This window comes from Pseudomonas sp. BAV 4579 (genome assembly GCF_009765395.1).
GTDB lineage: Bacteria > Pseudomonadota > Gammaproteobacteria > Pseudomonadales > Pseudomonadaceae > Chryseomonas > Chryseomonas aestiva.
In genome coordinates, this window is the sequence record NZ_WHOV01000056.1 from 111,327 (window position 1) to 135,027 (window position 23,701).

A 23,701-nucleotide genomic window follows, 5' to 3' on the forward strand; every position below is an offset into this window, starting at 1 on the left:
CGCCGCCATGGCCAGCTCGACCAGCGAATACAACCGCAAGCGCAACTTCGACATCACCGCCGAGCCGCGTGACGAGGACAGTCCGCGCCGGCGCAAGGCCAAGGGGGCCCTGAGCTTCGTCATCCAGAAGCACGACGCGCGTCGCCTGCACTATGACTTCCGTCTGGAGCTGGATGGCACCCTGAAGAGCTGGGCGGTGCCCAAGGGACCCAGCCTGGATCCCGGCGAAAAGCGCCTGGCGGTGCAGGTGGAGGATCACCCCCTCGCCTACGGCAGCTTCGAAGGCAGCATTCCCGAAGGCCAGTACGGCGCGGGCGATGTCATCGTCTGGGATCGCGGCGAGTGGCTGGCGGAAGGCGATGCGGCCGAAGCCTATGCCGCAGGTAAGCTCAAGTTCGAACTCCGCGGCGAAAAGCTCCGCGGCCACTGGACCCTGGTGCGCACCCGCCTGCAGGGCCATGGCGACAAGCCGCAGTGGTTGCTGATCAAGGAACGCGACGCTGAAGCCCGCGACAGTGCCGACTACGAGGTGACCGCGGCCGAACCCGACAGCGTGCTGAGCGACAAGACCCTGCCACGGCTGGCGCAGCCCAAGGCGAAGTCCAAGGGCAAAACCGCCAGCCAACCGAAGGCAGCCAAGGCGCCGGCGCGCCAGGCCAAGGCACGCAAGGCCAAGCTGCCCGAGACCCTGGAGGCGCAACTGGCGACCCTGGTCGACAGTCCGCCGGCCGGCGACTGGCTGTACGAGGTGAAATACGACGGCTACCGGCTGCTCGCCCATATCGAGGACGGTGAGGTGCGCCTCTTCACCCGCAGCGGCAACGACTGGACCGAACGTCTGCCCGAGCAGGCCAGGGCGCTGGCGGCCCTTGGTCTGGAAAACGCCTGGCTGGACGGCGAGATCGTGGTCAACGATGCCCAGGGCGTCTCCAGCTTTCAGGCGCTGCAGAATGCCTTCGAGACCGGCAAGGCGACCCGCATCGCCTATTACCTGTTCGACCTGCCCTATCTCAATGGCGCGGATCTGCGCGAGGTACCGGTCGAGCAGCGCCGCGAGCTGCTCGGCAAGCTGCTGGAGCACGGCAACGACAGCGACCTGCTGCGCTTTTCCGCCGCCTTCGAGGTACCGGCCGATCGCATCCTGGCCAGCGCCTGCGAACTGGGCCTCGAAGGGGTGATCGGCAAGCGCCTGGGCAGCGCCTATCGCTCCCGGCGCAACAAGGACTGGATCAAGCTCAAGTGCGCTCATCGCCAGGAATTCATCATCGTCGGCTACACCCCGCCCAAGGGCAGCCGCCAGCACCTGGGCGCGCTGCTGGTGGCGCTGCACGATGACCAGGGCCGGCTGCACTATGCCGGCAAGGTCGGCACCGGCTTTACCGCTGCCCTGCTCAAGCAGTTGCACGCCCGATTCCAGCCGCTGATCGTCGATCAGCCGCCGGTGGTGGATCCGCCCAGGGGCGCCGCCTACCGCGCGGTGACCTGGTTGCGACCCGAGCAGCTGTGCGAGATCGCCTACGCCGAGCTGACCCAGGATCGCATCGTCCGTCAGGGCGTCTTCCATGGCCTGCGTGACGACAAGCCCGCTGAGGGCATCGGCCTCGAAAGGGCCGCGCCGGCACGGGAAGCCGAAGGTCCCGACGTCCCGGCTCGGCGCAAACCCGGTGCCGGACAGCAGGAGGCTACCGTCGCCGGGGTGCGCATCAGCCACCCCGAGCGCGTCATCGACGCGGCCAGCGGCGCGCGCAAACTCGACGTGGCCGGCTATTACGCCGCCGTCGCCGACTGGATCCTGCCGCACCTGGCCGAGCGGCCCGTGGCCCTGGTCCGTACGCCCGAGGGTATCGCCGGCGAGCAGATCTTCCAGAAGCACAAGCAGACCCTGGCGATCCCCCATATCCGCGAACTGCCGCCCGAGCTGGATCCGGGTCACGCACCGCTGATGGTCATCGACAGTCGGGAAGCGCTCATCGGCGCGGCCCAGATGGGTACGCTGGAACTCCATACCTGGAATGCCACCGCCGGCCGTATCGATCGCCCCGACCGCTTCATCCTCGATCTCGACCCCGATCCCGCCCTGCTCTGGTCACGCATGGTGGAAGCGACGGAGCTGGTGCTTACCCTGCTCGACGAGCTGGACCTCCAGGCGTTCGTCAAGACCAGCGGTGGCCGCGGCCTGCATTTGGTGGTGCCCCTGGATCGGCGCCAGGATTGGGACACCGTCAAGGCCTTCGCCCAGGCGGCCGCCCAGCACCTGGCCAACACCCTGCCCAGGCTCTTCGCTGCCAAGATGGGCGCACACAACCGCCAGGGCAAGATCTTCGTCGACTACCTGCGCAATCGCCACGGCGCCACCACGGTCAGTGCCTTTTCCCTGCGCGCCCGTCCCCACCTCGGCGTTTCGGTGCCCGTGGCGCGCGCCGAGCTGAACGACCTGCAGGGCAGCGACCAATGGCGCTTCGATTCCCTCCTGCAACGCCTCGAAGGGCTCAAGGACGACCCCTGGGCCGGGTATGCCGGGGTGCGCCAGAGCCTCACGGCCGCGCGGCGCAAACGACTGGGCATGGCCTAGCGACACGCCTGCCGTCGGCCAGCATAGGACCCAAGCGAAACCCCTTATCGCTCCCCGTGGTCTGCACTAACGAGCGTTGTCGTGGACAGCGCCGTCGCCAGCCACGGGATGGAGCCGATGTCGATCGATCTGGATAGCCTTCAGGACACCCTGGACGAGTGGGCCTATGACGAGGTCACTCCCGCACTGCTGCAACACCGACTCCAGATTCTCAATCAGCGCGGCCTCGACCGCTTGCCCTTGCCCGGCCAGGGTCAGACCCTCGACCGTTGGCGCGCCTTGGCCCAGGTAGCCCATCATGATCTGGGCCTGGTCAAGCTGTACGAGGGCCATACCGATGCCCTGGCCATCCTGAGCGAATTGGATGGCTACGTACCGCCTGAAAGCCTCTGGGGCGTCTGGGCTGCCGAGCCGCCGGACGCCCGCCTGCTGGTGCGCTATAGCGCCGACGGCATGGTCACCCTGCACGGCCGCAAGTCCTGGTGCTCCGGCGCCGCCCTGGTCAGCCATGCGCTGGTCACCGCCTGGATGGACGACCATCCGCTGCTGGTGGCGGTGGAATTGAAACAACCCGGCGTCGAGGTTACCCAGGACGGCTGGCGCGCCATCGGCATGCAGCACACAGGTAGCGTCGATGTGCTCTTCGATGGCGCCGCCGGCGTGCTGGTCGGGGCTCCCGGCCGCTACCTGCACCGTCCCGGCTTCTGGCATGGCGGCGGCGGCATCGCTGCCTGCTGGTATGGCTCCGCCACCGCCCTGGCCGACACCCTGCGCGCCCATTGCAAGCGTCATAGCGAACCCCATGCCCTCGCGCACCTGGGTCACGTGGACGCCGCCCTGCTCGGCGCCGCCACGGCTTTGCGCCAGGCCGCCCACTGGATCGACCTCAACCCCGAGGCGGACGCCCGCTATCCCGTCTGCCAGTTGCGGGCCCTGGTCGAGCAGTGCGCCGAAATCGTCATCCGCCATACCGGCCGCGCCTTTGGCGCCGCGCCGCTGTGCCGTGATGCCTATTGCGCCCGCCACATGGCGGACCTTCCCGTCTACCTGCGCCAGAGTCACGCCGAACGTGATCTGGCGGTACTGGGTGACCTCAATCTGCTGGAGGGTGCCCCTTGGCAGCTGTAGGCGATCGTCAGATTCAAGGACTCGGCACCCCGCCCGAGGCGTGGCTGCAGTGGTCAGGCTTTGGCGAAATGCCGGCCATCGAAGCCGCGCAACTGGTGCCGCCGGGACATCGCGCCGTGGTGGTCGCCCCTCATCCGGACGACGAAATCCTCGGTTGCGGCGGCCTGCTCTGCCTGCTGGGCGAACTGGGTCGCCGGTTGGCGCTGGTGGCGGTCACCGATGGCGATGGCAGTCATCCGCAGTCCACCCTCTGGCCCGCCAGCCGCCTGCGCAATACCCGCCCGCTGGAAACCCGCGAAGCCCTGCGCCGGCTACGCCTGGAACGCGCCACCGTGACGCGCCTGGCGATCCCGGACGGTCAGGTCAGCGAGCAGGAAGACGCCTTGCGCCAGCGCCTGCTGGAGTTCATCACTCCCGAAGACGTGGTCTTCGCCACCTGGCGGCTGGATGGCCATCCCGATCACGAGGCGACCGGCCGTGCGGCGGTGGAAGCCTGCCGTTTGCGTGGGGCTCGCTGCATCGAGGTGCCGGTCTGGACCTGGCACTGGGCTGCCCCCGGTGATCCGCGCGTGCCCTGGGACCGGGCGCGGCGCCTGGATCTGGAAGAGGACGTTCTGGCGCTGAAGAAGCGTGCGGTCAGCGCCTTTGGCAGTCAGCTGACCGAGGACGCCAGCACGGGACAGAGGCCGATCCTGCCGCCTACGGTGGTTGCCCGTCTCACCCGTGCCTGGGAGGTCTATCTGACGTGACCGTCTCCATGAGCTATTTCGACTCGCTCTACGCCAACAGCGAAGACCCCTGGGACTACCGCCATCGCTGGTATGAGGCGCGCAAGCGCGATCTGACCCTGGCCGTGCTGCCGCACCGCCGTTACACGCACGGCTATGAACCAGGCTGCTCAACCGGTGAACTCTCCCGGCGCCTGGCCGAACGCTGCGAACGGTTGCTGGTCAGCGATGGCAGTGCCCCGGCGGTCGCCACCGCCAGCGAGCGCCTGGCCGACCAGCCCCACGTCGAGGTACGGCACCTGCTGTTGCCGGACGCCTGGCCCGCGGGCGCCTTCGATCTCATCGTCATTAGCGAGATCGGCTACTACCTCGGCGAGGGCGGCCTGGATGCCCTGCTGGATCGCGCCCACAGCGCCCTGTTGCCCGGCGGGGTGCTACTCGGCTGCCACTGGCGCCACCCCATCGACGGCTGCGCCCTGACCGGCGACCAGGTCCATGAACGCATGGCCGCCCTGCCCGGCCTGCATCGCCTGAGCCATCTCGAAGAAGCCGATTTCGTCCTCACCCTCTGGTCTTCCGATCCCACCTCCGTCGCCCGCCGGGAGCAGCTTCTATGATAGGTGCCGTGATACCCGCTCATAACGAAGAGCAACACGTCGAACGCTGTCTGCAATCGGTGCTGCGCGCCGCTCGGCATCCGGCCTTAATGGGTGAGACTGTGGAGATCGTCATCGTGTTGGACAGCTGCACCGACGGCACCGCCGACATCGTTCGTCGCCTGCCGGTGACCGCACTGGAGGTCTGGGCCTGCAACGTCGGCCTGACCCGCGCGACCGGCGCGGCCCACCTGATCCAGCGCGGCGCGCGCTGGCTGGCCTGCACCGATGCCGACTCCGAGGTGGCGCCGGACTGGTTTGCCGCCCAGCTCGCCTACGGTGCCGATGCCGTCTGCGGTGTGGTCGAGGTGGACGACTGGACCCCGCACTCTCCCAGTCTCAGAGCGCGCTATGAAGCGGCCTATCACGATCGTGAAGGCCATCAGCACATCCACGGCGCCAACTTTGGCATCTCGGCGACCGCCTACCTGCGCGCTGGCGGCTTTCCCTCCATGACCGTGGACGAGGACGTCACCCTGGTCACCGCGCTCAAGACCCAGGGCGCGCACATCGCCTGGAGCAACAGCGTGCGGGTGCGCACCAGCTCGCGCCTGGATTGCCGGGCCCGTGGCGGCTTCGGTGACTACCTGGGCCTGCTCGGCGCCACCGCCTGATGGTTAGACGCCCAGGGCGAAGGCCCCGGGCGTCGCGCCGAACTGGCGGCGAAAGGCCGCGATAAAGGCCGATGGCGAGTTGTAGCCGCAATCCAGCGCCACCTCGGTCACCGCGGCGCCCCGCTCCAGGCGTTCAAGGGCACTGATCAGACGCAACCGCTGGCGCCAGGTCCTGAAGGTTAGCTCGGTATCCCGCAGGAAGGCGCGACTCAGGGTTTTTTCCGAAGCCCCCAGCACACCCGACCATTGCGCCAGGGTACGATCGTCCGACGGATTAGCCGCGAGGGCCTCGCACAGCAGCCGCAGGCGGCCATCCTGGGGCGCCGGCAGTGACAGTCCCACCTCGGGCGCCGCCTGCAACTGATCGAGCATCACCGACACCAGCCGGCCTTCAGCGCCGTCCTCGTCATATTCCCGGGCGAAGCCACTGAAGGTCTTGATCAGCTCGCGGATCAAGGGGCTGACCGCCACTACGCGACAGCGCTCGCCGACATAGGGCGCTGCCTCGGCGCTCACATAGAGACTGCGCATCTCCGCCTGCGGCGAGGAACGCACCTGGTGCTCGACATCGGCGGCGATCCACACCGCCCGCTGCGGCGGCGCGACGTAGCTGCCCTCGGCGGTGGTCACCGTGAGCACCCCCCGGATGGCATAGGACAGTTGCCCCCAGGGATGTCGGTGCCAGGGTGTCCAGGCCGGTTGCGCCAGGGACTCGACGCGGGCATACAGCCGCCGCGGAAGGTGGGCGAGCGCGGGAACGGGACGTTCGACCGCAGGCTGTCCGTTTGACGACATCATTGGGGCTTTTCGCGTTAGTCGGTTAGGTCAGGAGACGATAGCCTTGAGGCCATCCACAGACAACCCGAGAGAGACCATGGCTCGTCCCCGCCTGATGCCCGACAACTTCACCCTGCTGCTGGTTGCCACGGTGATCCTGGCCAGCGTGCTGCCCTGCCGGGGCCTCGCTGCCCAGGTCGCCAACGTGGTGACCAACATCGCCATCGGCCTGCTGTTCTTCCTGCATGGCGCCAAGCTGTCGCGCCAGGCGCTGGTGGCCGGCATGACCCACTGGCGGCTGCACCTGCTGGTGTTCGCCTTTACCTTCGTCAGCTTTCCGCTGCTTGGCTGGGCGCTGCAGCCGCTGCTGGCGCCCCTGGTGACACCGGAGCTCTATCTTGGCGTGCTGTTCATGTGCGCCCTGCCGGCCACCGTGCAGTCGTCCATCGCCTTCGTCTCCATGGCTCGCGGTAATGTCTCGGCGGCGGTCTGCAGTGCGTCGTTGTCCAGCCTGCTCGGCATCTTCCTCACCCCGCTGCTGGTACGGTTGCTGCTCGACGCCCACGGCGGCTCGGACGGCCAGAGCACCCTCGACGCCATCGTCAAGATCTGCGTCCAGCTGCTGCTGCCCTTCGTTGCCGGCCAGCTGCTGCGCCCGGTGATCGGCCACTGGGTTGATCGCCACAAGGGCAAGCTCAAGTTCGTCGACCAGGGGTCCATCCTGCTGGTGGTCTACACCGCCTTCAGCGCTGCGGTGATCGAAGGCCTGTGGCGCGAGACACCGATCCTGTCGCTGGTGGGCCTGGTGTTCATCTGCGCCACCCTGCTGACCCTGGTGCTGCTGGCCACGCGCTACAGCGCGCGGCTGCTGGGCATGAGCAAGGAAGACGAGATCACCGTGGTCTTCTGCGGCTCCAAGAAGAGCCTGGCCACGGGAGTGCCCATGGCCAAGGTGCTGTTCGCCGGCAGCACCATGGGGCCGGTGCTGCTGCCCATCATGCTGTTCCACCAGATCCAGCTGATGGTCTGCGCGGTACTGGCCCAGCGCTACGCCAAGCGTGAGGCGGTGGCGCCTGTCACACCCGTGGTAGCGCCACTACCCAAGTGATGCGCGCAGTGGCGCGGCGCCCGATCAGCGCGCCTCGTCCTCGCGAACCGGTTTGCGCAGGGTGACCCACTCTTCCGCAGCGGTGGGATGGATGCCCAGGGTGTCGTCGAAGCAAGCCTTGGTCGCCCCGGCCTTGAGGGCAATGGCCAGGCACTGGATCTGTTCGCCGGCATCCGGTCCCACCATGTGGCAGCCCAGTACCTGGTCGCTGTCGGCATCCACCACCAGCTTCATCAGGGTGCGCTCCTGGACATCGGTCAGGCTGAGCTTGGTCGGTCGGAAGCTGCTCTGGAAGATCTTCAGCCGATGGCCACGTTCGCGGGCCTCTTCCTCGCTCAGGCCGATGCTGGCCAGGTTGGGCAGGCTGAAGACCGCACTGGCGATCAGGTCGTAGTTCAACGGGCGATAGCTGTCCGGATTGAACAGGTGCCGCGCCAGGGTCATGCCCTCGGCCAGGGCCACCGGGGTCAGTTGCACCCGGCCGATGACGTCGCCGATGGCGTAGATCGACGGCTCGGTGGTCTGGAAGGTCTCGCCGACCTCGATGAAGCCCCGCGCATCCAGGGCGACCCCGGTGTTTTCCAGCCCCAGGTCATCGAGCATCGGCCGGCGGCCGGTGGCATAGAACACGCAATCGGCTTCCAGCACCCGATCATCCTTGAGCGTCACCTGCAGGCTGCCATCGGCGGCCTTGTCGATCCGCGCCACGTCGGCATTGAACTGCAGGTCATGGCCACGTTTGAGCATCTCGTCGCGCAGGTGCTCGCGCACGCCCCGGTCGAAGCCGCGCAGGAACAGCTCGCGGCGGTATAGCAGCGTGGTGCGGGCGCCCAGGCCCTGGAAGATCGAGGCGAATTCCACGGCGATGTAGCCGCCACCCACCACCACCACCCGCTTGGGCAACTCCGGCAGGTAGAAGGCCTCGTTGGAGGTGATGGCGTGCTCGCGCCCGGGAAAGTCCGGCACGTCCGGCCAGCCACCGGTGGCGATGAGGATGCGTTCGCAGCGATAGCGCTGGCCTTCCACCTCGACGGTATGGGGATCGAGGATGCGGGCATGGGCTTCCAGCAGGGTCACCCCGCTGTTGACCAGCAAGGCCCGGTAGATGCCGTTCAGCCGGCGGATCTCGTGGTCCTTGCTGGCGACCAGGGTATTCCAGTCGAAGGCCGGGACCTCGGCGTCCCAGCCATAGCCACGGGCCTGGCGGAATTCGTCACGAAAGGAGGCACCGTAGATGAAGTATTTCTTGGGCATGCAGCCCACGTTGACGCAGGTGCCGCCGAGGTAGCGGCTTTCCGCGACCGCCACCCGGGCCCCGAAGTCGGCGGCGAAACGCGCCGCGCGCACGCCGCCCGAACCGGCGCCTATCACGAAGAGGTCGAAATCAAAGGTCGTCATGGAGCTCTCTCTCTGCAGCTGCTGGCGCCAGCATAACGCAAGGCCACCCCGGGCAGCGGCGCGGATGGCCAACCGCCAGAAACGACAAGGCCACCCGCAGGTGGCCTGGTCCAGTGCACAGGGCGTCTTAGAGTGCCTTGTACAGATGCTCGAAGCAGAAGTTGGTGGCTTCGACGAAGCCTTCCGCGCTGCCGCAGTCGAAACGCTGACCCTTGAATTTGTAGGCCAGTACGCAACCGTCCTGGGCCTGCTTCATCAGGGCGTCGGTGATCTGGATCTCGCCACCCTTGCCCGGCTCGGTCTGCTCGATCAGGTCGAAGATGTCCGGGGTCAGGATGTAGCGGCCGATGATCGCCAGGTTGGAAGGGGCATCTTCCGGCTTGGGCTTCTCGACCATGTTGTTCACGCGGTAGATGTCGTCGCGGATCATCTCGCCGGCGATCACGCCGTACTTGTTGGTCTCGTTGGCCGGGACTTCCTGGATGGCCACGATCGAGCAGCGGAACTGGTTGTACAGCTTGACCATCTGCTTGAGGACGCTGTCGCCGTCCAGGTTCAGGCAAAGGTCGTCCGCCAGCACCACGGCGAAGGGCTCGTCACCGATCAGTGGGCGGCCGGTCAGGATGGCGTGGCCCAGGCCCTTCATTTCCACCTGACGGGTGTAGGAGAAGGTGCAGTTGTCGATCAGCTTGCGAATGCCGACCAGGTACTTTTCCTTGTCGGTGTTCTTGATCTGGCTTTCCAGCTCGTAGCTGATGTCGAAATGGTCTTCCAGCGAGCGCTTGCCACGACCGGTGACGATCCCGATCTGATGCAGGCCCGCCTCCAGAGCTTCCTCCACGGCGTACTGCACCAGCGGCTTGTTCACAATGGGCAGCATTTCCTTGGGCATGGCCTTGGTCGCAGGGAGAAAACGAGTGCCATAGCCGGCTGCCGGAAACAGACATTTGGTGATCATGGGAGTCCTTTGATCTGTACGTGAAGGCAAAACGAACGGCGGTCTATCCAGCCGCTTGTCGCATACAATGCCCGAAGCGCGCGACGCTGGAAATAGCCAGGCATGGGCGCTCTGTGGACGTGCGGATACGACTCCAGGATTGCCTTCCGGTTCTGCGCAAAGCCGCAAAGAACTGCTATCGTCCAAAGTTTGGAACCAGCGTCACGACTCCGCGGATAGATCTCGACATGAAGAAATGGATGCTCCCGTTGCTGTGTGTTTCCCTCGCCGGCTGCTCCCTGGGCGGTCACCACGAGGCAGCGGAAACGCGGCCACTGAGCGCGGAACAGACCACCCTGCTGCGCCAGAACGACCTGTTGCAGGCCAAGCTGCTGGTCCTGGGTGGCAGTGAGGAACAGCTCAAGCTCGCGGATGCCCTGCTCCTGCGCAATGGCGGCACCAGCGCCGATGGCGAGGTGGAATTCTATCGGGCGGTGATCGCCATCAAGCAGGGTCCGCAGACCGACGATGTCCTGGAATTGCTGAACGCCTCCGCCGATCATCGCTATCCGCTGGCCTATGCCCTGCTCTATCGCATGTACACCGATCCCTTCCTGGTGCCCGAGGCGGATCCGATCCAGGCGCAGACCTACAAGAGCGCCTATGGCGAGCTGGCGGTGGCCAAGAGCGGCTACCCGTCCTTCGACAAGGCCCTGGAAGTCACCCGCCAGCTGGCGCCCTGAATCCGCCCCTCTAGCCGGCCGCTTTTGCGGCCGTTCACAGTCTGGCACTGGCGAATGAGCAGCCGTTGACCTTTCCTTCAGGTGAATGATGTCAATTGGCCGCACGACGGTAGCATCGAACCCCTACCGTCCGCCGCCCAGAGCCATTCCCATGTCCTCGCTTGGCAAGCTGTCACCCGATATCGTTGCCGTCCGCACCGTGACGCAGCGGCTCGTCCTGCTGCTGATCGGGTTCTTCGCGCTGGCCATCCTGCTGACGCGGCTGCCGACCTTCATCAACGCCGCCAGTGGCGAGACCTGGCAGATCCGCGGTGGCCAGATCCCGCTGATGCAGTATCCCGCCATGCCGGAACGCAGCCTGGTCGCCAACCGCCAGCTGATCGTCATGCTCAATCCGGGCGACCGCATCCTGGTCCTGGACAGCGCGCCCTTTCGCCCCTGGAAGAAGGTCATGCTGATCGGCGAAGACAGCCGCATCGGCTGGATTCGCGTCACCCCGGCCCTGGGCGCGATCCGTCTGGAATGACACCGGCCCCGGACCGCGACGACAGCAGTCGCATGACCCGGGTGTCATGCCAGCGATACCAGCGCTCATGGCCCAGCCGCTGCGCCTGCCGATGTTCCGGATGGGCACCCCAGGCCGCGACCGCCGCCTGGTCGGTCCAATAGGACAGGGTGATGCCCCGGCCGTCGGCGTCTCGTACCGACTCCATGCCGAGAAAGCCTGGTTGCGCCTGCGCCAACTCCACCATGCGCGCGGCCATCCGCTCATAGTCGGGGTCCTCGTCCGCGCGCTGCGAGATGAAGGCGATCACCACGCAATCCTCGGACAGCTTTAGCCGACTCATGCCCTTAGGCTCCGCGTCACGACCACCGCCTCCAGCCAGGCACGTACCGCCGCGGGGACCCGACCGGCCAGCGCCTCCCGCTCGGGCTGATAGAGGGTGCCGAAATAACAGGGATGGCTTGCCAGTTCGAAGGCGACGGGTAGCCCTTCTTCATCCCAGGCGAGGACGCGCCAGCCGGCGGCGAGCAAGGTCGGCAGATAGGCGGGATTTACCCCGAAGCGACAGCGATAGGTGGCCTCGCCCCGTTCGGCGCCGGCCGCCTCCGCCAGACGCGAACCCGGCAGCAGCCGGAGTTGATTCTGCACCTCGATGCGGGCGCAGCTCAGGGGCGTGAGCACCGCGCGGGTGGCCAATGGATCGTCTTCACCGTGGGCGGCGTCCGTCCAGCCCAGCACGGACTGGACGTATTCCAGGAGCGCGTACTGCAGCCCGCCACAGGTCCCCAGAAAGGGAATCCGCTGTTCGCGGGCCGTGCGCAGGGTCGCCAGCACCCCTTCGCGATGGCGATAGGGACTGCCGGGCACGCACCAGAGGCCGTCGCAGTGGGCAAGGGCGCCATCGGCTTCTACAGTCGGCAACCAGCGGGATCTCAGCGTGACACCTAGCGCCATGGCCGTCAGCGCCAGGGCCTGGGGGATGGCCTGGTGGGCAATGATGGATGCATCCTGGTCACCCAGAAGCACGATTTCATACGACGTCATGACGGACACCTGCAGGCGTGGAAGGTCCGACCGACTCTAGGCCTTCCGCGCCGCGGTTTTAATAGGCGTCGTGGACAGCAGCCCTTGCGCCCCTGCCCTGTCGGTCACGGCCGCCTTTCGCCAGGCGCAAGGAAACGCCTGGTACAGCAGCTGTACCGGGCGTTGGAGACCATGCGATCAGGGCGCCGGATTGGGCTGGTCGACGTGGATGGCTTCGATGGCGGCGAGGGTTTCCTGGTCCAGCACCAGCTCGCTGCTCGCCAGGTTGCTTTCCAGCTGGGCAAGCGAGGTGGCGCCGATGATGTTGCTGGTCACGAAGGGCCGGCTGGTGACGAAGGCCAGGGCCATCTGCGCCGGATCCAGACCGCGTTCCCGGGCCAGCTCGACATAGGCCTGGGCGGCGCGCTGCGTCTGCGGATTGCTGTAGCGCTGGAAGCGTTCGAACAGCGTCAGGCGCGCGCCCTCCGGACGCGCGCCCTGCAGGTACTTGCCCGCCAGCACGCCAAAGGCCAGTGGCGAATAGGCCAGCAAGCCCACCTGCTCGCGGATGGCCTGCTCGGCCAGACCCACCTCGAAGCTGCGATTGAGCAGGTTGTAGGGATTCTGGATGGAGACCACCCGCGGCCAGCCACGGGTCTCGCTGAGGTGCAGGAATTGCTGCACGCCCCAGGGCGTTTCGTTGGACAGCCCGACATGGCGGACCTTGCCCGCACGGACCAGGCCGTCGAGCGCCTCCAGGGTTTCCTCCAGCGGTGTGAAGGCCGCCTCACTGTGCTCATAGCCCAGCTGACCGAAGTAATTGGTGCGGCGATCCGGCCAGTGCAGCTGATAAAGATCCAGATAGTCGGTGTTCAGACGCTGCAGGCTGGCATCCAGCGCCGCGGTGAGATTGGCCTTGGTAAAGGCCAGCCCGCCATTGCGGATATAGTCCATGTCGCGCCCGGGACCGGCTGCCTTGCTGGCCAGTATCCAGTCGGCACGATCGCCATGCTGGCGGAAGTAGTTGCCGATGATGGTCTCGGTACGGGTGTAGGTCTCGGCGCGCGGCGGCACCGGATACATCTCCGCCGTGTCGATGAAGTTGACCCCGGCGGCCTTGGCGGCGCGCAGTTGCTCGAAGGCCTCGGCCTCGGTGTTCTGCTCACCCCAGGTCATGGTGCCCAGCGCGATGGCGCTGACCTGGAGGTCGGTACGACCCAGCGATCGAAAGTGCATCTGGAAGCTCTCTGTCGGTGCGAAAGTCGTACAAGTTAGCAGGCGGCTGCCTGGTCTGCCCATCGGTCCGATGAGGCTGCCGATCCGACGCCGACCGGTGCGACCTCGCCAGGTACCCCGCATATCCGTAGAATGTCGCCCCGCCTCCGCGCCCTGGGTTCCCTCACCCCAGGTAACCAAAAAAGGACTGCCCATGTCTGCTTTGCTTGCCACCCCGCAGCGTGCCCTCGTGGCCGCGCTCGTCGCTTTCCACATCCTCATCATCATCGCCAGCAACTACCTGGTGCAATTGCCGCTGCAGCTGTTCGGCTGGCACACCACCTGGGGTGCCTTCAGCTTCCCCTTCATCTTCCTGGCCACCGACCTCACCGTGCGGGTGATGGGCAAGGCGGCGGCGCGGCAGGTCATCGCCCGGGTGATGCTGCCGGCGCTGGTGGTCTCCTATGGGGTTTCCGTGCTGTTCCAGGACGGCAGCTTCCAGGGCTGGACGGCGCTGGCCGCCCTCAATGTCTTCGTCCTGCGCATCTCCCTGGCGAGCTTCTGCGCCTATGTGCTCGGGCAACTGCTCGACATCCAGGTGTTCGACCGCCTGCGGCGCTCGCGCCACTGGTGGCTCGCGCCGACGGTCTCGACCCTATTCGGCAACGCCCTCGACACCCTGGCGTTCTTCTCCATCGCCTTCTGGCGCAGCGACAATCCCTTCATGGCCAGCCACTGGCCGGAGATCGCCTTGGTCGACTACGGGGTCAAGCTGACGGTTAGCCTGCTGCTCTTCGTGCCGCTCTACGGCGTGCTGCTGCGCTCCCTGGCACCCCAGGCCTGGGCACGGCGCCCGGACCTCGCCTGAGCGCAGGATTGCTGCCAGGCGCGGCTTGCCCCTAGAGTGAAGCTCCTTTCACTGCCCCGGGTTCCGCCATGCTCGCCACCGCCCTCGCCCGCTTTCCGCGCCTGACGCTGCAATCCTCGGCGACCCCGCTGGAGCTCCTGCCGCGACTGTCGGCGGAGCTGGGCCGACCGGTCTACTGCAAGCGCGACGACACCACCAGCCTGGCCCTGGGCGGCAACAAGGTACGCAAGCTGGAGTATTTGGTCGCCGCGGCCCTGGCCGATGGCGCCGACACCCTGGTGACCGCTGGCGCCATCCAGTCCAATCACGTGCGCCAGACTGCAGCCGTCGCCGCGCAACAGGGCCTGGGTTGCGTCGCCCTGCTGGAAAATCCCATCGCCACCGCGGACCCCGGCTACCTGCACGGCGGCAACCGCCTCCTGCTCGAACTCTTCGGCGCCGAGGTCAGCGCCGTCGCCGCCCTCGATGATCCGGTCAGCCAGCTGGAAACCGCAGCCGAGCGCCTGCGCCAGCAAGGGCGCAAGCCCTGGGTGATTCCCATTGGCGGCTCCAGCGCCCTGGGCGCCCTCGGCTACGTCCGTGCCGGCCTGGAACTCGACGCTCAGCTGCACGAACTGCAGCTGCAACCCGCAGCCGTCATCCTCGCCTCCGGCAGTGCCGGCACCCAGGCCGGTCTGGACCTGGCCTTCCACCAGCTGCGACCGGAGCTGCCAGTGATCGGGGTCACCGTCTCCCGCACCGAGGCCGAACAGCTGCCCAAGGTCGCCCTGCTGCGGCAACAGCTGGCCGGGCTGTTGGGCGTCGCCCTGCCTGAGGATCCGCCGCAGCTGCGTGATGGCTATTTCGGTCCCTGCTATGGCGAACCCAATCCCGGCACCCTGGCAGCCATCCGCCGCCTAGGGCGGCTGGAAGGTCTGGTCCTGGATCCGGTCTACACCGGCAAGGCCATGGCCGGCCTGCTGGACATGGTAGCCACCGGTGCGCTGCCGCCCGGTCCCCTGGTATTTCTGCACACCGGCGGCGCCCCGGGCACCTTCGCCTATGGCGACTGGTTGGCCTGATCGGCTAGCCAAGTCCCTGGGCGATGGCATAACGTCAGCAGTTTTCGGACTTGGGATGTCAGAACAGACACCCCCATAGTGGCGCACCCTCATAACCTCAAGGATTTCCTCCATGCGCAAAGCTCTCCCCCAGCGTCTGTTCCGTAGCGCCGCCCTGCTGCTCGCCCTGGGCCTGGCCCACCAGGCCACCGCCCAGGCCGAAGACCTCCTGCAGACCGTCAAGCAGCGCGGCGAACTGATCGTCGGCCTGGAAGGCACCTATCCGCCCTTCAGCTTCCAGAACGAACAGGGTCAGCTGACCGGCTTCGAGGTGGACTTCGCCAAGGCGCTGGCCAAGGAACTGGGCGTCGACGCCAAGATCCAGCCCGGCAAGTGGGATGGCCTGCTGGCCGCCCTGGAATCCCGGCGCCTGGACGTGGTGATCAACCAGGTCACCATCAGCGAGGAGCGCAAGAAGAAATACGATTTCTCCACCCCCTATACCGTCTCCGGCATCCAGGCGCTGGTGCGCAAGGACGATGTGGACAGCATCAAGACTGCCGCCGACCTCGCCGGCAAGAAGGTCGGCGTCGGCCTGGGTACCAACTACGAGCAGTGGCTGCGCCAGAACGTACCCAAGGCGGACGTGCGCACCTACGAAGACGATCCGACCAAGTACCAGGATCTGCGCGTCGGCCGCATCGATGCCATCCTCGTCGACCGCCTGGCCGCCCTGGAATTGCTGTCCAAGACCAAGGACAAGCTGGCCCTGGCCGGTGAGCCTTTCAGCCGCCAGGAATCGGGCATCGCCGAGCGCAAGGGCGATCCGGAATTCCATGCCGCAGTCGACCAGGCCATCGCCAAGCTGCGCGCCGACGGCACCCTGGCCAAGATCTCCGAGAAGTGGTTCAAGGCTGACGTCACCCAATGAGCGACACGCTACAGCTCCTGCTCGATTCGCTGCCCTTCCTGCTGAAGGGCGCGATCTGGACAGTGGTCCTGAGCCTCGGCGGCATGTTCTTCGGACTGCTGCTAGGCTTCGGCCTGGCCCTGCTGCGCCGCTCCCGGAGTCTGCCGCTGCGTAGCCTGGCGCGGCTGTACATCTCGTTTTTTCGGGGTACGCCACTGCTGGTGCAGCTGTTCGTCATCTACTACGGCCTGCCCGAACTCGGCCTCCAGCTCGATCCACTGCCGGCGGCGCTGATCGGCTTTTCGCTGAACATGGCCGCCTACACCGCGGAGATCATCCGCTCAGCCATCGGCGCCATCGACCGCGGCCAGTGGGAAGCCGCCGCCAGCATCGGCATGACGCCCCTGCAGACCCTGAGGCGCGCCATCCTGCCCCAGGCGCTGCGGATCGCCCTGCCACCGCTGGGCAACAGCTTCATCTCGCTGGTCAAGGACACCTCGCTGGCAGCCACCATCCAGGTGCCTGAGCTGTTCCGCCAGGCCCAGCTGATCACTGCCCGCACCTTCGAGATCTTCAGTATGTACCTGGCCGCAGCGCTGCTCTACTGGGTGCTGGCCAGCCTGCTGTCCACCCTGCAGAATCGCCTGGAGCGACACTACGGGCGTCACATCAACGAGCGAGGCCCGTCATGATCGAGGTGCAGGGGCTGTCCAAGTCCTTTCAACAGCAGACCGTGCTCCAGGCCATCGACCTCCAGGTGGCCCAGGGCGAGGTGGTCGCCATCATCGGCCCCAGCGGCTCGGGCAAGACCACCCTGCTGCGCTGCCTCAATCTGCTGGAGACCCCGGACGCCGGCAGTATCCGCCTGGGTGAGCTGCGTATCGATGCCAGCCGGCCGCTCAAGGCCCAGCAGGGCACCCTTCGCCAGTTGCGCCAGAGCATGGGTTTCGTCTTCCAGAACTTCAATCTGTTTCCCCATCGCACCGCGCTGGAGAACGTGATCGAAGGGCCCATCATCGTCCAGGGCGAAGCCCGCGAGACCGCCAGCGCCCGCGGTCGCGAGCTGTTGGCCAAGGTCGGGCTGGCCGATAAGGCGGATACCTATCCCGGGCAGCTGTCGGGTGGCCAGCAGCAGCGGGTCGCCATCGCCCGGGCGCTGGCCATGCGGCCCCAGGCCATCCTCTTCGACGAACCCACCTCAGCGCTGGATCCCGAGCGGGTCGGCGAGGTGCTGGAGACGATCCGCGGGCTGGCCCAGGAAGGTCGTACCCTGGTGATCGTCACCCACGAGATGGCCTTCGCCCGCGACGTCGCCCACCGGGTGCTGTTCATGGACGCTGGTCGCATCGTCGAACAAGGCCCGGCGGCCGAGATGTTCAATCGGCCGCGTGAAGACCGCACCCGGCGCTTCCTGGCCAAGTTCGTTCGCGACAGCGCCGCCGACTACTCCTGAGCCAGACCGGCACAGCCCTGCAGGCTGGCCTGGCTGACGTTGCTGTTGGCCGGCACGCCATGGGTCAGCCAGACGTTGCCGCCAATGGTCGAACCCTGGCCGATGGTGATGCGCCCGAGGATGGTCGCCCCGGCATAGATCACCACGTCGTCCTCGACGATGGGATGGCGCGGGTGGCCCTTCTTGAGATTGCCCTCGGCATCGGCCGGGAAGCGCTTGGCGCCCAGGGTCACGGCCTGATAGATGCGCACCCGGTCGCCGATGATGCAGGTCTCGCCGATCACCACGCCGGTGCCATGATCGATGAAAAAGCCTTCGCCGATCTGGGCGCCCGGATGGATGTCGATCCCGGTCGCCGAATGCGCCCGCTCGCTGACCATCCGCGCCAGCAGCGGCAGGCCGCTGCGATAGAAGTGATGGGCGATGCGGTGATGGATCATGGCGTAGATGCCCGGATAGCACAGCAGCACCTCGTCCACGCTGCGGGCAGCGGGATCGCCCTGGTAGGCGGCGATCACGTCGGTATCCAGCAGGCGGCGCAGATCAGGCAGTGCCAGGGCAAAGGCCTGCACCAGCCGGCGCGCCTCATCGGCGCGATTGACGCCGTTCTCGCCACGCTGCTTGGCGAAATAATCCAGCTCCAGCTTCGCCTGGATCACCAGCGCATTGAGCGCTCGCTCCAGCTCGAAGCCGACATAGAAGTCCTCGCTTTCCTGGCGCAACTGATCCGGCCCGAGGCGCAGCGGAAAGAGCGCCCCGCTGAGGGATTCGATCACGCTGGCCATGACGCTGCGCGACGGCAGCTCGCGGCCACTGAATTCGCGAAAACGTCCGTGGGTCTCGCGCCATTGGCTGCGCGCCTCATGCAGTTCACCGACGATGCGCCCTAGTTGCCAGTCGTTGCCGCCCGTGGATTGCCCGCTAAGTTCGCTCATAAGTCATCTATCCAGTTGCCAGGCTGCCGAGGATAAAGTATCCGCTGGTCCCTGACAGCCCACGTCGCGCCAGGCGCGCTAAGCTGTCGTCCTTTGCCCATCAAGGAGCGCCACCCATGATCGCTTCCCCGCTGGTCACCGCCGCCTGGCTGCACGAGCAACTCGGTCGCCCGGACCTGCTGATCCTCGATGCCAGTCTCTATCTGCCCAATGAACCCCAGGTCGCCGACGAGACCTATCGGCAGCAGCACATCCCCGGCGCCCTGCGCTTCGATATCGAACACTTCTCCGACCCGGACACCGCGCTGCCGCACATGGTCCCCAGCGCCGGACGCTTCGCCCGCCTGGCCGGCGAACTGGGCGTCACCCCGGAGACCACCCTGGTCGTCTACGACCAGAAAGGCCTCTTCTCCGCCGCCCGGGCCTGGTGGCTGTTCCGCCTGTTCGGCCATGACCAGGTGCTGGTGCTCGATGGCGGCCTGCCGCTCTGGCGTAGACAGGGCCTGCCGCTGGAGGCCGGTGAAAACCTGCCCAGCCCGCAACCACCCTACCCCGTCATCTTCAACAACCGCCTGCTCTGCGGCCTTGGCGATGTGCAGACCGCGCTCAGCGTGGGCCAGACCCAGGTGCTCGACGCGCGCGGCGCCAAGCGCTTCACCGGCGAGATCGCCGAGCCGCGCCCGGGCGTCGCCTCCGGTCATATGCCCGGCAGCCAGAACCTGCCCTACGACAGCCTGTTGACCGAAGACGGCACCCTGTTGCCTCCCCAGGAGTTGCGCCAGCGCTTCCAGGCCCTGGGTATCGATGGCCTGCATCCGGTGATCACCAGCTGCGGCAGTGGAGTCACCGCCACGGTGCTGCTGCTCGCCCTCAGTGTCGCCGGCTTTCCGGATGGCCGACTCTATGACGGCTCCTGGAGCGAATGGGGTCAGCATCCCGCCACGATCAAGGCCCTGGGCGCTGCCTGAGGTTTGGCTAAGATACTGATTTCCCTCGTAACCTGTAGTATCCGATAGAGGCGCCTAATCGCCAGCATCGCCTTTAACAATGAGGTGAATCGTCAAAATGCGATTAGTATGCGTCCTATCGATTTCAACCCTGACTTAAACCCATCAAGGAGTCATCAATGTCCCTGATCAACACCGAAGTGAAGCCTTTCACCGCGACCGCCTACCACAATGGCAAATTCGTCCAGGTGACCGAGGCCGATCTGAAGGGCAAGTGGTCCGCCTTCGTGTTCTACCCGGCCGACTTCACCTTCGTGTGCCCCACCGAGCTGGAAGACCTTGCTGACCTGTACCCCGAGTTCCAGAAGCTGGGCGTAGAGATCTATGGCGTGTCCTGCGACACCCACTTCGCCCACAAGGCCTGGCACGACACCTCGGAAGCCATCAAGAAGGTCAACTACCCGCTGGTAGGCGATCCCACCGCTCGCCTGGCCCGCAACTTCGAAGTGCTGATCGAAGAAGAAGGCCTGGCCCTGCGTGGCACCTTCCTGATCAACCCGGAAGGTCAGATCAAGCTGTGCGAAATCCACGACAACGGTATCGGCCGTGATGCCAGCGAACTGCTGCGCAAGGTCCGCGCCGCCCAGTACGTCGCCAACCACCCGGGCGAAGTCTGCCCGGCCAAGTGGAAAGAAGGCGAAGCGACCCTGACCCCCTCTCTGGACCTGGTCGGCAAGATCTAACGCCCGCCTGATCTAGCCCGAGCGCCCGGGCGCCTTGCCCGCGCGCTCTTTTTTTGCCCATTTTTTACGGAAGCCACGTCGCCATGTTGGACGCAAATCTAAAAGCCCAGCTCAAGACCTACCTCGAACGCGTCACGCGCCCCATCGAGATCGTCGCGTCCCTCGACGATGGCGCGAAGTCCCGTGAAATGCATAGCCTGCTGCAGGATATCGCCAGCCTGTCCGATCAGGTCAGCCTCAGCACCGACGGCAGCGATGAGCGTCGTCCCTCCTTCGCCCTGCTGACCCCCGGTCAGAACATCGACCTGCGCTTCGCCGGTCTGCCCATGGGCCACGAATTCACGTCCCTGGTCCTCGCCCTGCTCCAGGTTGGCGGTCATCCGTCCAAGGCCAGCCAGGACGTCATCGAGCAGGTCAAGGCCCTAGACGGCGACTACCAGTTCGAAACCTATTTTTCCCTGTCCTGCCAGAACTGCCCGGACGTGGTGCAAGCCCTGAATCTCATGGCCGTGCTCAATCCCCGGGTCAAGCACGTCGCCGTCGACGGCGCCCTGTTCCAGGACGAAGTCGAGCGCCGCCGGATCATGGCCGTGCCCAGCGTCTACCTGAACGGCGAACCCTTCGGCCAGGGCCGCATGGGCCTGGAAGAGATCGTCGCCAAGCTCGACACCGGCGCCGCCGCCCGCTCCGCCGACAAGCTCAAGGCCAAGGACGCCTTCGACGTCCTGGTCATTGGTGGCGGCCCCGCTGGTGCTGCAGCTGCCGTCTATGCCGCGCGCAAGGGCATCCGCACCGGCGTCGCCGCCGAGCGCTTTGGAGGCCAGGTGCTGGACACCCTCGCCATCGAGAACTTCATCTCCATCAAGGAGACCGAAGGCCCGAAGCTGGCCATGGCGCTCGAAGAGCACGTCAAGCAGTACGAAGTCGACATCATGAACCTGCAGCGCGCCGAGCAGCTGATTCCGGCCCACGAAGCCGGCGGTCTGCACGAAGTACGCTTCGCCGATGGTGGCTCGCTCAAGGCCAAGACGCTGATCCTTGCCACCGGTGCCCGCTGGCGTGAGATGAATGTGCCGGGCGAGCAGGAATACCGTAACCGCGGCGTAGCCTACTGCCCACACTGCGACGGCCCCCTGTTCAAGGGCAAGCGCGTCGCCGTGGTCGGCGGCGGCAACTCGGGAGTCGAGGCAGCCATCGACCTCGCCGGCATCGTCGCCCAGGTGACCCTGATCGAGTACGACGGTCAGCTGCGTGCCGACGCCGTGCTGCAGCGCAAGCTGTTCAGCCTGCCCAACGTGACCGTCATCACCAGTGCGCTCACCAGTGAAGTCAAGGGTGATGGCCAGAAGGTCAACGGCCTGGTCTACAAGGACCGCAATTCCAGCGAGTTCCACCACATCGACCTGGAAGGCGTCTTCGTGCAGATCGGCCTGGTACCCAACACCGACTGGCTCAAGGGCACCGTGGAGCTGTCGCCACGTGGCGAGATCGAAGTGGACGCGCGCTGCCAGACCTCCCTGCCCGGCGTGTTCGCGGCGGGCGATGTCACCACCGTGCCCTACAAGCAGATCATCATCGCCCTGGGCGAAGGCGCCAAGGCCTCCCTGGCCGCCTTCGATCACCTGATCCGCACCAGCGCCTGATCGATCTGACGCTCCACTCCAAGCCCGACATCTGTCGGGCTTTTTTTCGTCTGGTGATTTTTGCCAAGGCGTTGGCATGGTTCTCGCTGCAACCTAACCAGGCGTCATAAAGATGGGCACGAACGGTCTAGGAGTTCTTACCGGACTTTCGTTAGGATCTTGGTGTCGGGTCCCTAGACCTGGCAGCTCCAGCGGTAGAGGACCAGGCAACATATGCACAGACAGATTTCTTCCAGCATCCACGACTCCTATCCCCCCAAGCTGGCGCCCGCCACCCCGCTCACCCATCCGGAACTCGTAGCCTCTCTGGAGGCCACCCTGGCCCAACGCCAACCCGGTCCGGTGTGGCTGTTCGCCTACGGCTCGCTGATCTGGCGCCCCGAGTGCCCCGCGGTCGACGTTCGCCGGGCGCGGGTGCACGGATATCATCGCGGTCTCTATCTCTGGTCGCAGCTGCATCGCGGCACCCCCGACCAACCCGGCCTGGTACTGGGCCTGGATCGCGGCGGCTCCTGCTCGGGCTTCGCCTACCAGTTGCCGGAGGATCAACTGGACGACCATCTGCTGGCCCTCTGGAAACGCGAAATGCCGGATGGCTCCTACCGTCCTCGCTGGCTGCAATGCCACCTGGAAGACGGTAGCAAGGTCCAGGCGCTCGGCTTCGTGCTGAAACGCAATCTGCCCTGCTATGCCGGCAGCCTGCCCGACGACATCCTCAATCGCGTCCTGACCGAAGCCTGCGGTCATTTCGGCACCACCCTGGAGTACGTCGAACGCACCATCACGGCGCTCAGGGCTCACGCCATGCCCGATCGCAACCTGGAAGCCCTGCTGCAGCGCTATCGCAGCGCACCGCTGCTGGAGGCCATGCAGGGATGAAGCAACGCCAGATCAATCCAAGCAAGCTGCTGCTCAGCAAATGGACGGCCGTCCAGCCACGCGGACGGCAGAAGCATTTCATCGTGACCCGAGTGCATCCCCCGGAAGTCGAGACCGACCCCATCTCGCAGATAGATATACAAGCCGTTCTCACTCGTCGTACCTGGACGCTGGACTGGCACGAGTTGCAGGATGCAGAATGCTGGCTGCAAGGCTGGCAATAAAACTCCGAAAGCAGGGCCGGAATTTTGCGACTAGCATCGCGATATGACGGCACGTTTCTGCAAAGGTGAAACCCTGTAGCAGCCAATGCTGTCACAGTGCCACCTTTGAACAGGAAGCTCTTCCGGATGACCCTCTATGTCGAACTCGCCAGCGCCTTCAACACCCTGAAAGGCGGATTCGAACCCCTGCGCTGCGTGATCTCCACGCGAGATCAACGTGCCTACGATGTCGAGGTCTTCTCTCGTAGCGGTCAGTCGGTACTTAATCGCCCCATCGCCCGCACCGAATTGCTCGACGCTGCCATGCTCGAAGCCTTCATTCTCGACAGCCGTTCTCGAATCGAACGCGACGCGGATGAAACCCCCTACTGGACGATTCCCGCCTAAACGAAAAAGGCCACTCACGCACGAGTGGCCTTTTCATTTGGATGGTGCCCGAGGCCGGAATCGAACCGGCACGACCGTTAGGTCGAGGGATTTTAAGTCCCTTGTGTCTACCAGTTTCACCACTCGGGCAGAACCGAATCCGCAGACGACCGGATTCGTAGACCTGATCCAGTATTCACACATCCCTGGATGATGAAAAGCCCCGTAGACCAGAGATCTACGGGGCTCTCAATAGTGGAGGCCGAGGTCGGAATCGAACCGGCGTACA

26 protein-coding genes and 1 tRNA gene are annotated in these 23,701 nt (G+C 65.8%); 19 read left to right on the forward strand and 8 right to left on the reverse strand.

Going from position 1 to position 23,701, the window contains the following annotated elements; all coding sequences use genetic code 11:
- The first annotated feature begins 7 nt into the window (after nt 1–7).
- The 5 genes from ligD (at nt 8) to GSQ95_RS13175 (ending at nt 5,698) form a co-directional block, all read left to right on the forward strand.
- Nucleotides 8–2,572 (forward strand): DNA ligase D, encoded by a 2,565-nt coding sequence (gene ligD, locus GSQ95_RS13155; protein ID WP_158893148.1) that lies wholly within the window; start codon nt 8–10, stop codon nt 2,570–2,572.
- A 117-nt stretch (nt 2,573–2,689) separates the two neighbouring features.
- Nucleotides 2,690–3,700 carry an acyl-CoA dehydrogenase gene (locus GSQ95_RS13160; RefSeq protein WP_372240061.1) on the forward strand — a complete coding sequence of 337 codons (1,011 nt, stop codon included), beginning with the start codon at nt 2,690–2,692 and terminating at the stop codon, nt 3,698–3,700.
- Nucleotides 3,688–4,449 (forward strand): PIG-L deacetylase family protein, encoded by a 762-nt coding sequence (locus tag GSQ95_RS13165; protein WP_256664576.1) that lies wholly within the window; start codon nt 3,688–3,690, stop codon nt 4,447–4,449. Before GSQ95_RS13160 ends, GSQ95_RS13165 begins: the two co-directional genes overlap by 13 nt.
- Nucleotides 4,450–4,457: 8 nt before the next feature.
- On the forward strand, nt 4,458–5,045 hold the full coding sequence (locus GSQ95_RS13170; RefSeq protein WP_158893144.1) for a trans-aconitate 2-methyltransferase: 588 nt from the start codon (nt 4,458–4,460) through the stop codon (nt 5,043–5,045).
- Nucleotides 5,042–5,698, forward strand: a complete 657-nt coding sequence (locus GSQ95_RS13175; protein ID WP_158893142.1) for a glycosyltransferase family 2 protein — start codon at nt 5,042–5,044, stop codon at nt 5,696–5,698. Before GSQ95_RS13170 ends, GSQ95_RS13175 begins: the two co-directional genes overlap by 4 nt.
- 3 nt (nt 5,699–5,701) lie before the next feature.
- On the opposite strand, the gene GSQ95_RS13180 is transcribed toward GSQ95_RS13175, so the two are convergent.
- Complete coding sequence (locus GSQ95_RS13180) at nt 5,702–6,493, reverse strand: helix-turn-helix domain-containing protein (protein ID WP_158893265.1); 792 nt, start codon at nt 6,491–6,493, stop codon at nt 5,702–5,704.
- Between the two features lie 79 nt (nt 6,494–6,572).
- Here GSQ95_RS13180 and GSQ95_RS13185 point away from each other — a divergent pair, with 79 nt between their 5' ends.
- Nucleotides 6,573–7,583, forward strand: a complete 1,011-nt coding sequence (locus tag GSQ95_RS13185) for a bile acid:sodium symporter family protein (protein ID WP_158893140.1) — start codon at nt 6,573–6,575, stop codon at nt 7,581–7,583.
- A 24-nt stretch (nt 7,584–7,607) separates the two neighbouring features.
- Here GSQ95_RS13185 and gorA read toward each other — a convergent pair whose 3' ends face one another.
- Entirely contained in the window at nt 7,608–8,981 is a 1,374-nt protein-coding gene (gorA, locus tag GSQ95_RS13190; RefSeq protein WP_158893138.1) for a glutathione-disulfide reductase, read from the reverse strand.
- Nucleotides 8,982–9,108: 127 nt separating this feature from the next.
- Nucleotides 9,109–9,939 carry a UTP--glucose-1-phosphate uridylyltransferase GalU gene (galU, locus tag GSQ95_RS13195; RefSeq protein WP_133861817.1) on the reverse strand — a complete coding sequence of 277 codons (831 nt, stop codon included), beginning with the start codon at nt 9,937–9,939 and terminating at the stop codon, nt 9,109–9,111.
- A gap of 239 nt (nt 9,940–10,178) precedes the next feature.
- On the opposite strand from galU, the gene GSQ95_RS13200 reads away from it, so the two are divergent.
- On the forward strand, nt 10,179–10,661 hold the full coding sequence (locus GSQ95_RS13200) for a hypothetical protein (RefSeq protein WP_256664577.1): 483 nt from the start codon (nt 10,179–10,181) through the stop codon (nt 10,659–10,661).
- Nucleotides 10,662–10,812: 151 nt separating this feature from the next.
- Complete coding sequence (locus GSQ95_RS13205; RefSeq protein ID WP_158893136.1) at nt 10,813–11,187, forward strand: hypothetical protein; 375 nt, start codon at nt 10,813–10,815, stop codon at nt 11,185–11,187.
- On the opposite strand, the gene GSQ95_RS13210 is transcribed toward GSQ95_RS13205, so the two are convergent.
- The 3 genes from GSQ95_RS13210 to GSQ95_RS13220 all read right to left on the reverse strand — a co-directional run bounded on the left by GSQ95_RS13210 (nt 11,153) and on the right by GSQ95_RS13220 (nt 13,425).
- Nucleotides 11,153–11,509, reverse strand: coding sequence for an antibiotic biosynthesis monooxygenase (locus GSQ95_RS13210; RefSeq protein ID WP_158893134.1), 357 nt, complete (start codon nt 11,507–11,509; stop codon nt 11,153–11,155). The genes GSQ95_RS13205 and GSQ95_RS13210 overlap by 35 nt on opposite strands.
- The gene (locus GSQ95_RS13215; RefSeq protein ID WP_158893132.1) at nt 11,506–12,210 is read right to left on the reverse strand and encodes a gamma-glutamyl-gamma-aminobutyrate hydrolase family protein; all 705 of its coding nucleotides are present in this window, start codon (nt 12,208–12,210) and stop codon (nt 11,506–11,508) included. Before GSQ95_RS13215 ends, GSQ95_RS13210 begins: the two co-directional genes overlap by 4 nt.
- Nucleotides 12,211–12,387: 177 nt before the next feature.
- On the reverse strand, nt 12,388–13,425 hold the full coding sequence (locus GSQ95_RS13220; protein WP_158893130.1) for an NADP(H)-dependent aldo-keto reductase: 1,038 nt from the start codon (nt 13,423–13,425) through the stop codon (nt 12,388–12,390).
- 193 nt (nt 13,426–13,618) lie between these two features.
- Here GSQ95_RS13220 and GSQ95_RS13225 point away from each other — a divergent pair, with 193 nt between their 5' ends.
- The 5 genes from GSQ95_RS13225 (at nt 13,619) to tcyN (ending at nt 17,675) form a co-directional block, all read left to right on the forward strand.
- A complete protein-coding gene (locus tag GSQ95_RS13225; protein WP_158893128.1) occupies nt 13,619–14,272 on the forward strand; it encodes a 7-cyano-7-deazaguanine/7-aminomethyl-7-deazaguanine transporter in 654 nt (217 codons plus the stop codon).
- Between the two features lie 68 nt (nt 14,273–14,340).
- Nucleotides 14,341–15,333: a D-cysteine desulfhydrase gene (locus GSQ95_RS13230; protein WP_158973821.1), complete on the forward strand. Its 993-nt coding sequence runs from the start codon at nt 14,341–14,343 to the stop codon at nt 15,331–15,333.
- A 112-nt stretch (nt 15,334–15,445) separates the two neighbouring features.
- Entirely contained in the window at nt 15,446–16,243 is a 798-nt protein-coding gene (tcyJ, locus tag GSQ95_RS13235; protein ID WP_158897009.1) for a cystine ABC transporter substrate-binding protein, read from the forward strand.
- A complete protein-coding gene (gene tcyL, locus GSQ95_RS13240; RefSeq protein ID WP_133861826.1) occupies nt 16,240–16,914 on the forward strand; it encodes a cystine ABC transporter permease in 675 nt (224 codons plus the stop codon). Before tcyJ ends, tcyL begins: the two co-directional genes overlap by 4 nt.
- Nucleotides 16,911–17,675: an L-cystine ABC transporter ATP-binding protein TcyN gene (tcyN, locus tag GSQ95_RS13245; protein WP_158897008.1), complete on the forward strand. Its 765-nt coding sequence runs from the start codon at nt 16,911–16,913 to the stop codon at nt 17,673–17,675. The genes tcyL and tcyN overlap by 4 nt, the downstream gene beginning before the upstream one ends.
- Here tcyN and epsC read toward each other — a convergent pair.
- Nucleotides 17,666–18,610 carry a serine O-acetyltransferase EpsC gene (gene epsC, locus GSQ95_RS13250; protein ID WP_158897007.1) on the reverse strand — a complete coding sequence of 315 codons (945 nt, stop codon included), beginning with the start codon at nt 18,608–18,610 and terminating at the stop codon, nt 17,666–17,668. The genes tcyN and epsC overlap by 10 nt on opposite strands.
- Before the next feature lie 116 nt (nt 18,611–18,726).
- On the opposite strand from epsC, the gene sseA reads away from it, so the two are divergent.
- The 6 genes from sseA to GSQ95_RS13280 all read left to right on the forward strand — a co-directional run bounded on the left by sseA (nt 18,727) and on the right by GSQ95_RS13280 (nt 23,433).
- On the forward strand, nt 18,727–19,578 hold the full coding sequence (sseA, locus tag GSQ95_RS13255; protein WP_158897006.1) for a 3-mercaptopyruvate sulfurtransferase: 852 nt from the start codon (nt 18,727–18,729) through the stop codon (nt 19,576–19,578).
- 158 nt (nt 19,579–19,736) lie between these two features.
- Entirely contained in the window at nt 19,737–20,300 is a 564-nt protein-coding gene (gene ahpC, locus GSQ95_RS13260) for an alkyl hydroperoxide reductase subunit C (RefSeq protein WP_158897005.1), read from the forward strand.
- A gap of 83 nt (nt 20,301–20,383) precedes the next feature.
- Entirely contained in the window at nt 20,384–21,943 is a 1,560-nt protein-coding gene (gene ahpF, locus GSQ95_RS13265) for an alkyl hydroperoxide reductase subunit F (RefSeq protein ID WP_158897004.1), read from the forward strand.
- Between the two features lie 213 nt (nt 21,944–22,156).
- Nucleotides 22,157–22,822, forward strand: coding sequence for a gamma-glutamylcyclotransferase (locus GSQ95_RS13270; RefSeq protein ID WP_158897003.1), 666 nt, complete (start codon nt 22,157–22,159; stop codon nt 22,820–22,822).
- Nucleotides 22,819–23,046, forward strand: coding sequence for a TIGR02450 family Trp-rich protein (locus GSQ95_RS13275; protein WP_158897002.1), 228 nt, complete (start codon nt 22,819–22,821; stop codon nt 23,044–23,046). Before GSQ95_RS13270 ends, GSQ95_RS13275 begins: the two co-directional genes overlap by 4 nt.
- 126 nt (nt 23,047–23,172) lie before the next feature.
- Entirely contained in the window at nt 23,173–23,433 is a 261-nt protein-coding gene (locus GSQ95_RS13280) for a hypothetical protein (RefSeq protein ID WP_158897001.1), read from the forward strand.
- A 42-nt stretch (nt 23,434–23,475) separates the two neighbouring features.
- On the opposite strand, the gene GSQ95_RS13285 is transcribed toward GSQ95_RS13280, so the two are convergent.
- Nucleotides 23,476–23,562, reverse strand: a tRNA-Leu gene (locus GSQ95_RS13285).
- Nucleotides 23,563–23,701: the final 139 nt, after the last annotated feature.